This window comes from Rhodothermales bacterium (assembly GCA_039944855.1).
GTDB lineage: Bacteria > Bacteroidota > Rhodothermia > Rhodothermales > JANQRZ01 > JBBSMX01.
This window is the reverse complement of sequence record JBDUXZ010000033.1, coordinates 79039-93624: the sequence shown is the minus strand read 5'-3', so window position 1 is coordinate 93624 and position 14586 is coordinate 79039. Positions and strand designations below refer to the sequence as shown.

Annotated in this window: 13 protein-coding genes; 9 read left to right on the top strand and 4 right to left on the bottom strand. The window is 68.9% G+C overall.

Going from position 1 to position 14586, the window contains the following annotated elements; genetic code table 11:
• Window position 1 precedes the first annotated feature (1 nt).
• Entirely contained in the window at window positions 2-2080 is a 2079-nt protein-coding gene (locus ABJF88_16950; protein ID MEP0548626.1) for a TonB-dependent receptor, read from the bottom strand.
• Complete coding sequence (locus ABJF88_16945; GenBank protein ID MEP0548625.1) at window positions 2077-3222, bottom strand: PQQ-dependent sugar dehydrogenase; 1146 nt, start codon at window positions 3220-3222, stop codon at window positions 2077-2079. Before ABJF88_16945 ends, ABJF88_16950 begins: the two co-directional genes overlap by 4 nt.
• 296 nt (window positions 3223-3518) lie before the next feature.
• Here ABJF88_16945 and ABJF88_16940 point away from each other — a divergent pair, with 296 nt between their 5' ends.
• The 3 genes from ABJF88_16940 (at window position 3519) to ruvC (ending at window position 6069) form a co-directional block, all read left to right on the top strand.
• Window positions 3519-4682: an alanine racemase gene (locus ABJF88_16940; GenBank protein ID MEP0548624.1), complete on the top strand. Its 1164-nt coding sequence runs from the start codon at window positions 3519-3521 to the stop codon at window positions 4680-4682.
• 69 nt (window positions 4683-4751) lie between these two features.
• A complete protein-coding gene (locus ABJF88_16935) occupies window positions 4752-5501 on the top strand; it encodes a YebC/PmpR family DNA-binding transcriptional regulator (protein MEP0548623.1) in 750 nt (249 codons plus the stop codon).
• 25 nt (window positions 5502-5526) lie between these two features.
• Complete coding sequence (ruvC, locus tag ABJF88_16930) at window positions 5527-6069, top strand: crossover junction endodeoxyribonuclease RuvC (protein MEP0548622.1); 543 nt, start codon at window positions 5527-5529, stop codon at window positions 6067-6069.
• A 57-nt stretch (window positions 6070-6126) separates the two neighbouring features.
• On the opposite strand, the gene ABJF88_16925 is transcribed toward ruvC, so the two are convergent.
• A complete protein-coding gene (locus ABJF88_16925) occupies window positions 6127-6402 on the bottom strand; it encodes a DUF4290 domain-containing protein (GenBank protein ID MEP0548621.1) in 276 nt (91 codons plus the stop codon).
• Between the two features lie 171 nt (window positions 6403-6573).
• Here ABJF88_16925 and ABJF88_16920 point away from each other — a divergent pair, with 171 nt between their 5' ends.
• From ABJF88_16920 to ABJF88_16905, 4 genes are all read left to right on the top strand, one after another.
• Window positions 6574-6861: a hypothetical protein gene (locus tag ABJF88_16920; GenBank protein MEP0548620.1), complete on the top strand. Its 288-nt coding sequence runs from the start codon at window positions 6574-6576 to the stop codon at window positions 6859-6861.
• Between the two features lie 166 nt (window positions 6862-7027).
• Window positions 7028-7984: an ATP-binding cassette domain-containing protein gene (locus ABJF88_16915; GenBank protein MEP0548619.1), complete on the top strand. Its 957-nt coding sequence runs from the start codon at window positions 7028-7030 to the stop codon at window positions 7982-7984.
• Window positions 7981-9279, top strand: coding sequence for an ABC transporter permease (locus tag ABJF88_16910; GenBank protein MEP0548618.1), 1299 nt, complete (start codon window positions 7981-7983; stop codon window positions 9277-9279). The genes ABJF88_16915 and ABJF88_16910 overlap by 4 nt, the downstream gene beginning before the upstream one ends.
• Window positions 9280-9342: 63 nt before the next feature.
• Window positions 9343-10092, top strand: a complete 750-nt coding sequence (locus ABJF88_16905; GenBank protein ID MEP0548617.1) for a hypothetical protein — start codon at window positions 9343-9345, stop codon at window positions 10090-10092.
• A 12-nt stretch (window positions 10093-10104) separates the two neighbouring features.
• On the opposite strand, the gene ABJF88_16900 is transcribed toward ABJF88_16905, so the two are convergent.
• The gene (locus ABJF88_16900; protein ID MEP0548616.1) at window positions 10105-10638 is read right to left on the bottom strand and encodes a hypothetical protein; all 534 of its coding nucleotides are present in this window, start codon (window positions 10636-10638) and stop codon (window positions 10105-10107) included.
• Between the two features lie 103 nt (window positions 10639-10741).
• Between ABJF88_16900 and ABJF88_16895 the strand changes: the two genes are divergently transcribed.
• Window positions 10742-14068: a BamA/TamA family outer membrane protein gene (locus ABJF88_16895; GenBank protein ID MEP0548615.1), complete on the top strand. Its 3327-nt coding sequence runs from the start codon at window positions 10742-10744 to the stop codon at window positions 14066-14068.
• Between the two features lie 14 nt (window positions 14069-14082).
• Window positions 14083-14523 (top strand): HEAT repeat domain-containing protein, encoded by a 441-nt coding sequence (locus ABJF88_16890; GenBank protein ID MEP0548614.1) that lies wholly within the window; start codon window positions 14083-14085, stop codon window positions 14521-14523.
• The last annotated feature ends 63 nt before the right edge of the window (window positions 14524-14586 follow it).

Here is a 14586-nt window from a genome sequence, read left to right as displayed (position 1 = left end):
TTCACCGGAGATCGAGCGCGAGGCCGACGAGGAGGTGCCGCCCGGCGGCGGGCTCGAAGAACCGCCCGCCGAAGGCGTTGACGACGACAGACCCGCTGTAGCGCGCGTCGAGCGCGTTGCGGAGCGCGACGAACGGCGACGCCGCGAGGTCCCGGCCGAGTGCGAGGTCGGCGAGCGCGAGGCGGACGTGAACGACGGCGTAGGCGTCCGTCTTCGCCGTGTTCGCGTCGTCGGCGAAGTAGCCGCTCGCGGCCTCGCCCTCAATGGTCCACATGAGGGGGAGCCCGCGTTCGCGCTGCCACGTCGCCGTCCAACTCGCGAGGTGCTCGGGGAAGCCGGGGACCTCGGCGTCGGCGGGCACGGCGTCGGTGCCCTCGGTGAAGCGGGCCCGCGTCCACGTGTAGGCCGCGGCGAAGGCGAGGCGCCCGTCTGCGAGAGGCATGCTGCCGTCGAGTGCCGTCTCGATTCCGGCGTGGCGCGTCTGCCCGGCGTTGCGGTAGAACGTCACGTCGTCGATCTCGAAGGGGAGGAGGAGCCGGTCCACGGACGCGGCGAAGAGGGCGAGGTCAAACCCGACCGTCGCCGCGCCGAAGGTTGCCGCGCCGCGCGTGCCCGCTTCGAGGCCCCACGTCCGTTCCGGTTCGAGGTCGGGATTGAACCCGGCCGAGCCGTCGGGCCGGTTGCCGAGTTCGGTCGTCGTCGGCGCGTCGAGGGCACCGGCGGCGTTCGCGTAGATGAGTCCGGCGGCGCGGCCGGATTGCCACTGCCAGCCGAGGCCGAGCGCGGGGCTGAGGGCGGTCGCGGTGCGGGAGCCGGTGCCGCCGCGGCCCGTCCGGTCGTCGGCGTCGTATTCCAGCGCGTCGAGGCGGGCGGCGGCGGTGAGTGTGAGCGCGGGGAGCCCGAGTCGGTCGAGCGGAACGGAGAGCCGGGCGAAGAGCGCGCCCGAGCGGACGGTCTCGACCTGATCGGTGAGCCGCTCGGCGCCCGGGCGGCCGTCCTCGTTCGGGGTTTCGAGCCGGTCGTCGCGCTGCACCTCGCCTTCGGCTCCGATGCCTGCGTTCCACGAATCCGAGCGCCCCGCTTCGAGCGCGAGGCGGAGGCCGGCGGCGCGGCGGTCGAGCCGGATGTAACGGGGGATGATGGGGTTGTCGAGGTCGCGGAGGCCGCCCGAGAGATCGGCGCGGAAGCGGCCGTTCGGGAGAGCATGTACGGGCTGCGCGTAGCCGAGCGCGAGGTGCCCCTGCGTGAGCGTTTTGCTCGCGTTCTGTGTGATGGCAATCTCGCGCGTCTGCTGCGGGTCCTCGACGGCGGCCTCGGCCGAGAGCCCGCCCGGCGACAGCGCCTCGGGCATGTGCGCGCCGAGCGCCACGACCGAGACCGCGCGCCCGCCTCCGAGATCGAACTGCGACGAGACGCCGGCCCTTGCGATCCGGGCCGCGCTGTGATCGCGGAAGCCGTCGTCGGCCAGGTACGACCCCCACGCGCTGAGGCGATGTCGCCCGATATCGGGCCGGACGAAGGCGTCGGCCTTCGCCAACCCATAGCCGCCCCCGAGCGCGCGAGCGCGAGCACGGGGCCCATCGTCGCCCGCCGTCGAGAGCGCGAGGACGCCGCCCGACCCGCTCCCCCAGAACACCGACGCCGGCCCTCGCACGACCTCGACGCGGCGGACGGCCGAAGCGTCGACGACATTGAGCATCGCCTGCCCGTCGGGGAGCGTGAGCGGCACGCCGTCGAGGAGGACGTGGGTCCCGCGCACGCCGAACGCCGCGCGCCAGCCGAGCCCTCGCACGATCACGCGCTCGCCGAGGGCGTAGTTCTCACGGTTCGAGACCCACAGGCCGGGGACGCCCCGCGCGAGCGCGTCGAGCGACAGCGCCGGGTCCGTCGCGAGATCGACCGGCGCGCGGGTGCGGACAGCGAGGGCGAGCGGGGCGCGTGCGCTTCCGAGCCCGAAGGGCGTCGCCGTCACCTCCACGCCGTCGAGCGCAACGGTCGTGTCTGGCACCGGTTGAGCGGCGCTCGGCCTCGACAGGGTGAGGGCACCGAGGAGACCGAGCGCGAACGCGAGTCGCATCATTTCATCGGGGCGAGCCGCCACACGTGGCCGTCGTCGGCGTCGGTGAGGACGTAGAGGTGGCCGTCCGGCCCCTGCTCGACGTCACGGATGCGCGTGCCGAGGGGGATGCGCTCCTCGCCCGTCACGGCGCCGTCCGTCATCTCCAGCCGCACGAGCTGGTGCGCCGAGAGGCCGCCGATGAACACGTTCCCCGTCCACGCCGGGAACACGTCGCCGGTGTAGATGACCATGCCGGAGGGCGAGATCACGGGCGACCAGTGCTTCACCGCGTCGGCGAACTCGGGGCGCGTCGGCGGGTCGGGGATCTCGGAGCCGTCGTAGTTGATGCCCCAGCTCACGACGGGCCAGCCGTAGTTCCGTCCGGCCTCGGGCTGGTTCAGCTCGTCGCCGCCGAGCGGGCCCATTTCGGCGAGCCAGAGCTGCCCGGTCTCGGGGTGGAGCGCGGCGGCTTGGACGTTGCGGTGGCCGTAAGACCAGATCTCGGGCTCGGCGTCATCGCGGCCGACGAAGGGGTTGTCGTCTGGGATCGAGCCGTCGTGGTTGATGCGGATGACTTTGCCGAGGTGATTCGAGAGATCCTGCGCGGGGTCGAACTGGAACCGCTCGCCGAGCGTGAGGAAGAGGTGCCCCTCGCCGTCGAAGACGATCCGGTTGCCGAAGTGGTTCGGGCCGGTGATCCACGGCGTTTGCAGGAAGATCCGCTCGAAGCCCTCGATCCGGTCGCCGGTCCAGCGCCCGCGGCCGAGCGCGGCGGCGGCGCTGCCCTCTGGCCCCGGCTCGGCGTACGAGAGGTAAATGAAGCCGTTCGTCCCGAAGTCGGGGTCGAGCGCGACGTCGAGGAGCCCGCCCTGCCCCTGCGCGAAGACGCCGGGCGTGCCTTCGACGGGGTCGGAGAGCGTGCCGTCGGGGCTGAGGACGTGGAGTTCGCCGCTGTTGCGCTCGGTGACGAGGAGGCGGCCGTCGGGGAGGAACGCCATCCCCCACGGATGGTTGAGCCCGCCGGCGAGATCCTGGACGCCGATCGGACCGGACGCCGTCATGACGGACTCCACCTGCGGCCCGCTGAACGATTGCGCCGCGGCTGGCGCCACGGTAAGCGCCGCGACGAGGGCGGCAGCGAGGAGTCGGGTCGTGATACGCATGGTCATTCGGGTCTGTGTGAGGAGAGAGGGGACGCGCCGCGGCGTGCTTCGCATCGGTGCCGCCGCCGATGTTTTGGGGCGGGACGAGCGCGGGTGCTTCGGTGCGGCGAGCTGGGAAAGGAGAGGGGAGAGGGTAAAAGAGCAGCGGCACATCTTTGTTTCGACGACTATCCGAAACGGGAAAACCCCCAGGCTGCGTGGCGGAGGCGTTCGATGCGGCTGCAACCGGGCGGCGGATCCGTACGTTTCGCGCTCCCGACGTAGCTTCCCGACTCCCTCTCGCCCCGCTCCGCATCATGATTATCACCGACCTCGACACGCCCTGCCTGCTCGTGGAGCGGCGGCGGCTCGACGCCAACCTCCACCGCATGCAGGAGACGGCCGAGCGCCACGGCGTTGCGCTCCGGCCCCACCTCAAAACCCACAAGTCGACGGCCCTCGCCGAGTGGCAGGTCTCGCTCGGCGCGCATGGCGTTACGGTCGCGAAGCCGGAGGAGGCCGAGGTCTTCGCCGAGGCCGGCTTCAGCGACATCCGCCTCGCATACTGCGTCGTCGGTGATGACAAGCACGAGCGGTTGCATGCCCTGATGGAGCGCGGCGCGCACGTCTCGTTCTGCGTCGACACCGTCGCGGGGGCGGAGGCCGCGTCGGCGTTTTATGCCGAGCGCGACGCCGTGGCCGACGTGCTGATCGAGGTCGACACGGGGCACGGGCGGTGCGGGATCGTGTGGGACAGCCCGCACGCCGAGGCCCTCGCCCGCGCCGTCGAGGCGTTGCCGGGGCTGCGGCTCGCTGGCCTGCTCACGCACGGCGGGCAGAGCTATTTCGGTCCCGAGCCGGGGGAGACGGCGGCGGAGGCGCTCGTCCGCACGATGGAGGAGGAGCGCGACCGCCTCCTCGCCCTCGCCGTCACGCTCCACGACGCCGGCGCGCTCGCGGCCGACGCCGAGCTATCGGTCGGCTCGACGCCGACGGCGAGCGTGTTCGAGAACGCCGAGCGCAGGCCGTTCCGCATCACCGAGATCCGCCCCGGCAACTACGTCTTCCACGACGCTGAGCAGGTCGCCCTCGGCGCGGCGACGCTCGACGACTGCGCCCTCACGGTCTACGCCACCGTTGTCTCGAAACAGCCCGACGAGCAGGGCGGCTCCCGCCTCTTCCTCGACGCGGGGAAAAAGGTGTTCACTTCCGACACCGGCTACGGGACGAAGGGCTACGGCCTGCTCCTCTACAACCCCGAGCGGATGATCTCGCTGCCCCACGCCGACCTCTTCTCGCTCTCCGAGGAGCACGGCTGGGTCCGCGTCCCCGGCGCCGCCACGCTCGACGTCGGCGACCGCGTTCGCGTCGTGCCCAATCACGCCTGCGTCGTCGTCAACACGCAGGACCAATTTTTCGTAATCGACGGCGAAGAGGTCGTAGATACGTGGACCGTGGACGCGCGCGGGGCCGTCCACTGAGCCGCAGCCCGGCTCGGAGCGCTGGCCCTACGTGTATATTTACTGTCTCCACCCGACGAATGCACAGCTATGGCAGGACATAATAAGTGGTCGAAGATCAAGCGGAAGAAGGGCGTCGCCGACGCGCGGCGCTCCAAGCTCTGGGCGCGCATCACGCGTGACATGATGATCGCCGCGCGCGAAGGCGGCGGTGACATCGACATGAACCCCCGCCTCGCCCTCGCCGTCGACAAGGCGAAGGCGGAGAACATGCCGAAGGACAACATCGAGCGCGCCATCAAGCGCGGCACGGGCGAGATCGCGGGCGCGGACTACGAGGAGATGACGTACGAGGGCTACGCCCCCGGCGGCATCGCCCTCTTCATCGAGTGCCTCACCGACAACACGAACCGCACCGTCGCCGACGTCCGCCACGCGTTCACGAAGTACGGCGGCAGCTTCGGCACGAGCGGCTCCGTTGCGTACCTCTTCGACCGGAAAGGCCACTTCGAGATCGACGCCGCCGGGCAGGACGAGGACGAGCTGTTCCTGCTCGTGGCCGAGGCCGGCGCCGAAGACCTCAAGCGCGAGGACGGCGTGTTCGTCGTCACGACGCCGATGGAGGAGTTCGCCGCCGTGCAGGACGCGCTCGAAGAGGCGGGGATCGAGCCGAAGGAGGCCCAACTCGTCCGCATCCCGACGCTGACGACGAGCCTCGGCCCGGACGAAGCCGCCAAAGTCCTCCGCCTCGTCGAAGCGCTTGAAGAGCTGCAGGACGTGCAGGACGTCTACACCAGCCTCGAAATGAACGAGGGGACGCTCGCGCTCCTCGAAGGATGAGCCGCCTCTCCCCAAGCCTCGCGCTATGATCATCCTCGGCATCGACCCCGGCACACGGCACACCGGCTACGGCGTGCTCGAAGTCGTGGGCCGGCGCGAGACGGTCGTGGACTACGGCACGGTCGACCCGTCGGCGAAGCTCGACCTGATGGTCCGGCTCCAGCGCATCGGCGAGGCCGTGGACAAGCTCATCGAGCAGCACAAGCCGGACGAGCTCGCCATCGAGATGCCGTTCATGGGGAAGAACGCGCAGGCCATGCTCAAGCTCGGGCAGGTGCAGGGCTTCGTGATGAAGGCGGCGCTCGACCGCGAGATCCCCGTCACGCAGTACGCCCCGCGCGAGATCAAAAAGGCCGTCGTCGGCAACGGGAACGCGGCGAAGGAGCAGGTGTGGTTCATGCTCCGCTCCCAACTCGGGCTGACCGAGGACCGCGGACTCGACGCGTCCGACGCCCTCGCCGTCGCGTTCTGCCACGCCCACCGCGTCGAGGCGGGGCCGTCGGGGAAGTTCAAGGACTGGAAGAGCTTCGTCGCCGCGAACCCAGGTCGAGTGTCGAACGACGGGTGACGAACGACGAGTTTCGGAAAGCCACCCATTCATCACTCGTCGTTCGTACTTCGTCACTCACCGATAGCCACGCTCCTCGTCGCGGGCGCGGACGACCTCGGCCGTCTCGTCGACGGCGATGATGCCGCCGCTGAGGTCGTGGACGAGGGTCCCGATCTGCACGTCCTTCTCCGGCGCCTGCCCCCACTCGGGGTGGGCCTGTTCGATGACGGAGATGAGGATGCGGAGGTAGGGGTAGCGCCGCTCCGGCGTGTCCAACTCCGCGATGGACTGGGCGAAGAGCTGGGCGTTGCGCCCGATCTGCCGATCGATGATTTTATCTTCGTAATGCATGGGGGCCACGCGAGCGCGCGGTGAGTCCGGCGTGAGGTGCGACGAAAGAGAGGAATGGTCCCGCAGGGTGTCCGAATATACCGGGGCGCACCGCGAATGGTTCGGAGAAAAGCCCCGACGGGCCGTAGCTTGCGAACCCGCCGCCCGCCGCGGCGTAGTGCGCGCCGCCTTATGGAACCTGCTGCCTACTATAGAAAAGACCGCCCCGCCTACCGGCTGGAGCTCCTCCCGACGGTGCTGCCGTACTTCCGCCGCGCCCGCACGGGCGAAGTCGCCGTGGGCGACCTCGTGTATTACGGGCCGATGCCGACGTATTACGGCATCGGCGAGGTCGTGCAGATCTCGGAGAAGTACGTCGTCGTGGACTTCCGGGGCACGGGCCTGTTCGGCGTGCACGAGGAGGCGATGGAGCCGCAGTACCTCCTCCCGATCCCGGCCGACCGGGTAGCGCTGCTCTGACCCCCCGCCCCGACGAGTCGGGGCTGTTTCCCCTCGTTGAGGGGGACAGTCCGGTGCCGCCGGGAGCGGAGCGACCGCTAACTGGACAGGGGGTAGAGCGTGTAACTTGCGGGGATCCCCACGCGAATAGGGTACCGATTCGCGCCCCGTCTTCCTGCCCCTCGCCATGTCCTCGCTCGTCGTCGACCACGTCACCAAGCGCTACGGCGCGCACCTCGCCGTGGACGGCGTGTCGTTCGAAGTGCAGCCCGGCCGCATCTTCGGTGTGCTCGGCCCCAACGGCGCGGGGAAGACGTCGACGATCCGGATGATCGCGTACATCACGACGCCGGACGAGGGCCGCGTCACGTTCGGCGGCGAGCCGGTGGGACCGGAGACGCAGCGTGTGATGGGCTACCTCCCCGAGGAACGCGGGCTCTACCGGAAGATGAAAGTCGGCGAGCAGCTCGGTTACCTCGGCCAGCTCAAGGGGCTCTCGACGGCCGAGGCCTCGGCGGCTGTCCGCCGCTGGCTCGACCGCTTCGACGCCACAAGTTGGTACGGCAAGCGCGTCGAGGAGCTCTCGAAGGGGATGCAGCAGAAGGTGCAGTTCATCGCCACGATCCTCCACGAGCCCCAACTCCTCATCTTCGACGAGCCGTTCTCCGGCCTCGACCCGATCAACGCGGCGCTCCTCAAAGACATCATCCTCGAACTCCGCGCCGAGGGCCGGACGATCCTCTTCGCCAGCCACCGGATGGAGCAGGTCGAGCAGCTCTGCGACGACATCTTCCTCATCGCGAACGGTCGGGAGGTGCTCCACGGCGCGCTCCGCGACGTCAAGCGCTCCTTCGGCAAGAACACCGTCACGATGGAGTTCAGCGGCGACGACGGCTTCCTCGACCAGCTCGAGGTCGAGGGCGCGATCCGGCTCCGCTCGCGCTCCAGCGGTCACGCCGAGTTCCGCCTGCGCGGCACCACGACGGCCCGCCGCGTCCTCGCCGCCGCGCTGCCGGGCGTGGACGAGGTCTACCGCTTCGAGCTCAACGAGCCGCCGCTCTCCGAGATCTTCGTGATGGTCGTCAACGGGCAGACCCCCGCCACCATCGCGGAATCCGCTCCCGAACCCCTCGACCGCCCATGAATAAAATCGCCATCATCGCCCGGAGTGAGTACCTCCGGCGGGTTAAGTCGAAGAGCTTCGTCGTCGCGACGGTGCTCGCGCCGGTGATGCTGTTGCTGCTCGTCGCCGTCTCCGTCACGGTCGGCGTGCTGACGCAGGACGGCGGGACGAAGTCGGTCGCCATCCTCGACCGGACGGAGCGGCTCGGCCCGGCGCTCGGCGAGCGGCTGTCAGACGGTTACGCCGTATCCGTGGCCGACGTGCCGGAGGACAGCCTCCGCGCCCGCGTCCAACGCGGCGAACTCGACGGCTACTTCGTCCTGCCCGACGGCCTGCTCGAAGGCGAGGGCGAGGCGACGTATTACTCCGAAGGCAGCGGAGGCTTCTCGGCGCAGTTCCGGCTCGAAGACGCCGTCGGCGACGTGGTGCGGCGGGCGCGGCTGGAGGCCGCCGGCGCGCCCCAGCTCGTGCTCGATGCCGTCGAGGAGCGCGTCGGCGTGCGGATGGTGGCGATCACCGACGAGGGCGACGCGACGGACGCGGGCTGGCTCTACGCCGGGCTCGGCTACGCGATGGGCTTCATCATCTACATCGCGATGTTCGTCTACGGCGCGATGGTGATGCGCGGCGTGATCGAGGAGAAGACGAACCGGATCATCGAGGTCGTGGCCTCGTCGGCGCGGCCGTTCCAACTCATGATGGGGAAGGTGCTCGGGATCGGGGCCGTCGGGCTGACGCAGTTCGCGCTGTGGGTCGTGCTCGCGCTCGCCGGTGTCGTCGCGCTCGGCACCGTGCTCGCCGGCTTCGTCGACCCCGCGGCCCTCGCCGGGGCCGACGCCGTCGCGCAGGCCGAGGGCCTCCCGTTCGACCCGGCGCTGCTGTCGCTCTCGAACGTGCCGTTCGACCTCATCGTCTACTTCCTCCTCTTCTTCCTCGGCGGTTATCTGCTCTACGGCAGCCTGTTCGCCGCCGTCGGCTCGGCCGTGGAGCAGGAGAGCGACGCGCAGAGCCTCCAGCTTCCGATCATGATCCCGGTGATCCTGCCCGCCATCTTCCTCCCCTTCATCGCCGACAACCCGGACGCGCCGATGTCGGTCGCGCTCTCGCTCGTCCCGTTCTTCTCGCCGATCCTGATGGTCGTCCGCGCGGCAGCGACCGACGTTCCGTTCTGGCAGATGGGCCTCGCGCTCGTGCTCCTCGCGCTCGCCTTCGTCGGGACGATCTGGGTGGCGAGCCGGATCTACCGCGTCGGGATTCTGATGTACGGCAAGAAAGCGACGTTCCGAGATTTGGCGCGGTGGGTGCGTTACGCGTGAGGCGGAGCCAGCGGCTATAGCGCGCATCACCCCATTCCCTCTTTCGCGCTCCGCGCCACCCCGATGCTCCGCTCCGTCTGCCTCGCCCTCTGCCTCCTCCTCGTCGCCCCCGCCGCGCTCGCGCAGGCACCCGAGCGGCTCGACCCGAACGGGACCCGGCTCTTCCTCTCGCCCACGGCGCGGACGATGCCGCAAGGCCAGGGCCGCTTCTCGGACTACATGGTGTTCTTCCCGTCCGTCGCCTACGGCTTCACCGAGTGGCTCGACGCCTCGGCCGGCGTCTCGATCCTCCCCGGCTCGTCGACGCAGATCCTCACGGTCAACACGAAGGCGCGGGCGTTTAGCGCGGAGAACGTGGACATCGCCGTCGGCGGGCTGTTTCTGACGCCGGTGGGCGAAGGTGGGGGCGAGGGGTTCGGCGGGACGGTCTACGGCCTCGCCACCTTCGGCTCGGCGCGGCGCTCGGTCACGCTCGGCACGTACGTCGCTTACGCCGGCTACGACGGCACGACGACGACCTGCTCCGGCGACGTCTGCGAGACCGAAGACGACTTCGCGTTCTCGCTCTCCGACGGCGTGGTCGTCATGCTCGGCGGCGAGCTCCAACTCTCGAACTCGATCAAGCTCATCACCGAGAACTACGTCGGCTTCGGCGACGGCTCGACGGGCGGCATCGGCTCCGGCGGCGTCCGCTTCTTCGGCGATCAGATCGCCGTCGACCTCGCCCTCTTCCGCCCCTTCGGCACCGGCGACGACTTCGACGGCTTCCCGTTCGTCCCGTACGTCGGCTTCGCCTACAACTTCGGGCGCTGAGCGTCACGCTCGTCACTCCGGTTGATTTTGAGGCCGGCCGGGGTTCATCGGGTCGAGATGCCACCGCAGAGGATTGCCGGCGATATATCGGCGCGTCAGATCGAGTTCGCGTGGGGTGCGGATGATCCGTTCCCAATAATTCCGTTGCCACAGCTGCCCGTCGAACGGCGGCCACCCCGCGGCCCTGACGCCCCGGATGTACGCATTCGTCGTCATCGTCTTCCACCATTGAACGACCGTCGGTAGGGGCGCACCCACGTGTGCGCCCTGGTGGGGGATGGCACCGGGCTCGGACGGAGGGCGGACACGTGGGTCCGCCCCTACGGTCGGGGGAATGGTCGTGGGTGGTGAAACGGTTGTGGGTCGGGTATCCATGATTCCGACGATCCCATGGATGTGGTGGGGCATCACGACGAAGGCGTCGAGGCAGAGGTGGGAGAATTTGTGAGGCAGGTGGTGCCACCACGCCTCCACCATCCGGCCGGCGGGGGTGAGGCGGACGACGTCGCCCTCTACGTCGCCGAGCAGGCACAGGCGGTGGCGCACGCAGACGGTCACGAAATACCAGCGCCGCTCGATCCGCCTCGCCGGAATGGGTTGCGCCGGGTGGGGGATTACGCTATCGTCTGAGACGCCTTCCGCTCCCGCCATGCGCACCGTTCGTCGCCTCGTCCTGCTGCTCGTCGCCGTGCTCGTCGCAGGGCTCGGCGTGCCGCGCGAGGCGGAGGCGCAGTACTTCCGCTTCGGGAAGAACAAGGTGCAGTACGAGGCGCTCGACTGGCAGTACCTCCAGTCCACCCACTTCGACGTCTACTACTACGAGCCCGGCGGCCGAGCCCTCGCTGACTTCACCGCGAAGGCCGCCGAGGACGCCTACACCCAGATCGAGGATCTCTTCGGCTACCGGATCACCGACCGGATCCCGCTCCTCGTCTACCAGAGCCACAACGACTTCACCGTCACGAACGCCGTCGACCTGCCCGTCTACTCCGAGGGCATCGGCGGGGTGACGGAGCTGTTCAAGAACCGCGTCGCCATCCCCTTCACCGGCGACTATCGCGACTTCCGGCGCGTGATCCACCACGAGCTCGTCCACGCCGTCATCAACGACATGTTCTACGGCGGGTCGATCCAGTCGATCATCCAGAACGGCATCCGGCTCCAGATCCCGCTGTGGTTCAACGAAGGCCTCGCCGAGTACGCCGCGCTCGGGTGGGACACGAACTCCGACATGTACGTCCGCGACGCCGTCGTGAACGACTACCTCGCGCCCATCGAACGGCTCGGCGGCTACTTCGCGTACCGGGGCGGGCAGGCCGTGTGGGACTACGTCGCCGCGCAGTACGGCCGTGAGAAGATCACCGAGATCCTCCAGCGCCTCCGCGTCAGTCGCTCCGTCAACGGCTCGTTCAAGCGCGCCACGGGGCTCGACCTCGACGACCTCTCGGAGCGGTGGCACGACGCGCTCAAGGCCGTCTACTTCCCCGAGGTCGCCGCGCGCGAGAACCTCGACCAGATCGCGAAGGCGCTCGTCACCGACGAGAACGGCGGCTACTACAACACCGGCGCCACGATCTCGCCGCAGGGCGACAAGGTGGCGTTCCTCACCGCGACGGGGCCGCTCTTCGATGTCTACGTCGTCGAGACGACGGGCGAGGCGCCGCCGCGCAAAATCATCGACGGGCAGAATAACGTCTCGTTCGAGAGCCTGCGCATCCTCACGCCCGGCCTCTCGTGGGGGCCGGAGGGCGAGCGCCTCGCCGTCGCCGTGAAGAGCGGGCAGAGCGACGCGATTGCGATTGTGGACGTGCGCAGCGGCGACGCCGTTCACTACCGTGTGCCGGAAATCGACGCCATCATCAGCGTGAAGTGGAGCCCGGACGGCGGCCGGATCGCGTTCGAGGGGACGCACGGTCCGCAGTCCGACCTCTATGTGCTCGACCTCGCGACGGGCGAGACGGTCAACTACACGGCCGACCTCTTCTCCGACCACGAGCCCGCGTGGAGCCCCGACGGCCGCGCTCTCGTCTTCCACTCCGACCGCGGCGACTACGTCGAGACCGGCCGCTGGACCGAGCGCAATTTCTCGATGCTCGACCACGACTACGCGCAGTTCGACCTCTATCGGATCGATCTGAGCGCGCCGGGACGGCTCGACCGGCTGACGTTCGACGCCGATTGGGACGAGCAGAGCGCCGCGTTCGGCAGTGATCCCGACCGGCTCCTCTTCGTCTCCGACCGGAACGGGATTTACAACCTGTGGGAGAAGAATCTCGCGACGGGGGAGGAGCGCCCGCTCACGAATCTGCTCACCGGCGTGACGCAGGTCAGCCTCAGCGCGGACGGCACGCGGGCCGCGCTCGTCGCGCTCAAAGAGGGCGTCCCGTCGATCTACCTCCTGCGCGACCCGTTCGGCCGCGACGCCGAGACGGCCCCGCTGCGGCCGACGGTGTGGGCGCAGCGCGTCGAGGGAGCCGTCGGCGAGCCCGCCCCCGCGCTCGCGCTCGCGGGGGCGACGACGCTCGCCGGCAACCCGATCCTCCGCGACGCGGCGAATGACCACCCGTTCCTCGCCGATCCGATGCGCGCGCGGCGGCTACTGGAACCGCTCGTCGCGGTGGCGGGCACGACGGCAGAGACCGGCGGCACGAACGGGCACGGCAGCCCCGCGCTCGGCGATCCGCCCGACCTCCTCGCCTCGGGCGATGCGTCCACCGACGGCGTCAACGCCGAGAGCGCGCCGGACTCGACGGCCTACGGCACGATCCGCGTCGACTTCCGCAACTACGACTTCTCCGACGCCTTCGACGAGGCGCAGCGCCGCCGCGAGGAGCAGATCCGCCCGCGCTTCGAGCCCGTCGACCACGTGAACGAGGACGGCTCGTTCAAAGAGAAGCGCTACAAGCTGAAGTTCTCGCCCGACATCGTCTACGGCAACGTCGGCTACGACGCGATTTTCGGCGTGCAGAGCGTGACGCAGATGGTGTTCTCCGACATGCTCGGCAACCACCAGATCTTCGCCGCGACGAACCTGATCATCGACCTCCGCAACTCCGACTACCTCCTCGCCTACCAGTACCTCCCGCGCCGGACCGACTTCGCGCTCACCGGTTTCCACCTCGCCCGCCAGCTCACCGACTTCACGCGCGAGACGATCTACCGCTACCGGAACTACGGCCTCACGTTCTCGGCCTCGTACCCCCTCGACAAGTTCCGCCGCGTCGACGCCGAGATGTCCGTCCTCGGGACCTCGCTGACGGACCTCGTGGACCCGGCGCTGCGGGCGCGGAGCCGCGTCTTCCTCTATCCCGCGCTGACGTTCACGACCGACGGCACGGAGCCGGGCTTTCTGTTCCCCTCCGGCGGGCGGCGCTACGCCCTCCGCCTCGCCGGCAGCCCTGGCGTCTCCGTCACATTCGCCACGCTCCTCGCGGATGCGCGGCAGTACGTAGGGCTCGGGCGGTACTACTCGCTCGCGTTCCGCGCCTCGGGCGGCGTGTCGTTCGGGCCGAACCCGCAGCGGTTCTACGCCGCCGGCGTGCAGAACTGGATCAACCCCAACTTCCGCAGCATCCCCATCGAGGACGAGAACGACTTCGTATTCGGGACGCCCGTGCTCCCGCTGCGCGGCTTCGGGATCGACGAGCGGAGCGGCTCGGCCTTCGGCCTCCTCAACGCCGAGTTCCGGTTCCCGCTCTTCGCCGCGATCCTGCCCGGCCCGATCCCCGTCCTCCCGCTCTACAACCTGCAAGGCACCGCCTTCCTTGACGCCGGCACGATCTCGAACGGCGGCTTCGACCTGCGGCGGCTCAACGAGGAGGGGAAGGAGGTGTTCGACGACCTCCTCATCGGCACCGGCGTCGGGCTGCGGACGATCCTGCTGGGCTACCCGATCCGGCTGGACTGGGCGTGGCCTTACGACGGCCGCGGCTTCGGCGACGCGCAGGTCTACTTCTCCATCGGGCTGGATTTCTGAGAAGCTCTCTGACTATGAATCCAGCGATCAGACTCGGGCTGCGGTACGGTGTCCTCCGAATGCGGGTGCACCACGTCGATGCGTTTCGTGACCGTGGGGACGTATCGATGCTGATTCACGCAGTGAGCGCTGAGCGTTTCCGCGTCCGACTCGCAGCCGTTGACGCGCTCGGGAGACTCAGTGGCGACGAAGCAATTCGGACTCTCAAAACGGCGATGCGCGATTCGGTGAAAGAAGTGGCGCTCAAAGCCATCGAAATAGTACGTAGGATCGACGCTGAGAGCGCGACAGACATCGCAGAGGCCGAAGCATATTGGGAAGCACGTTCTCAGCGTAAGCATCGGGAGCCCCTACCCGTAGATGGTAAGCTCATCGACGGCGATAAGCTGGAGCGCTATCAGCAGTTCAAACAGAAGGTGCTGGCTCAAGCGGGGAAGGGACAGTTCTACGGATAGTCTGTGACAAGCGGCCGTCGAACGTTTCGGAGTGAGCAGCGTAGTTTTAGACCTTACCTGATC

What these genes read in the sequence shown, in the direction of transcription:
- ABJF88_16945 (MEP0548625.1), bottom strand. Translation starts at nt 3,222, where the DNA reads ATGCGTATCACGACCCGACTCCTCGCTGCCGCCCTCGTCGCGGCGCTT.
- ABJF88_16910 (MEP0548618.1), top strand. Translation starts at nt 7,981, where the DNA reads ATGAATAAAATCGCCATCATCGCCCGGAGTGAGTACCTCCGGCGGGTT.
- ABJF88_16940 (MEP0548624.1), top strand. Translation starts at nt 3,519, where the DNA reads ATGATTATCACCGACCTCGACACGCCCTGCCTGCTCGTGGAGCGGCGG.
- ABJF88_16890 (MEP0548614.1), top strand. Translation starts at nt 14,083, where the DNA reads ATGAATCCAGCGATCAGACTCGGGCTGCGGTACGGTGTCCTCCGAATG.
- ruvC (MEP0548622.1), top strand. Translation starts at nt 5,527, where the DNA reads ATGATCATCCTCGGCATCGACCCCGGCACACGGCACACCGGCTACGGC.
- ABJF88_16895 (MEP0548615.1), top strand. Translation starts at nt 10,742, where the DNA reads ATGCGCACCGTTCGTCGCCTCGTCCTGCTGCTCGTCGCCGTGCTCGTC.
- ABJF88_16920 (MEP0548620.1), top strand. Translation starts at nt 6,574, where the DNA reads ATGGAACCTGCTGCCTACTATAGAAAAGACCGCCCCGCCTACCGGCTG.
- ABJF88_16935 (MEP0548623.1), top strand. Translation starts at nt 4,752, where the DNA reads ATGGCAGGACATAATAAGTGGTCGAAGATCAAGCGGAAGAAGGGCGTC.
- ABJF88_16905 (MEP0548617.1), top strand. Translation starts at nt 9,343, where the DNA reads ATGCTCCGCTCCGTCTGCCTCGCCCTCTGCCTCCTCCTCGTCGCCCCC.
- ABJF88_16950 (MEP0548626.1), bottom strand. Translation starts at nt 2,080, where the DNA reads ATGATGCGACTCGCGTTCGCGCTCGGTCTCCTCGGTGCCCTCACCCTG.
- ABJF88_16925 (MEP0548621.1), bottom strand. Translation starts at nt 6,402, where the DNA reads ATGCATTACGAAGATAAAATCATCGATCGGCAGATCGGGCGCAACGCC.
- ABJF88_16915 (MEP0548619.1), top strand. Translation starts at nt 7,028, where the DNA reads ATGTCCTCGCTCGTCGTCGACCACGTCACCAAGCGCTACGGCGCGCAC.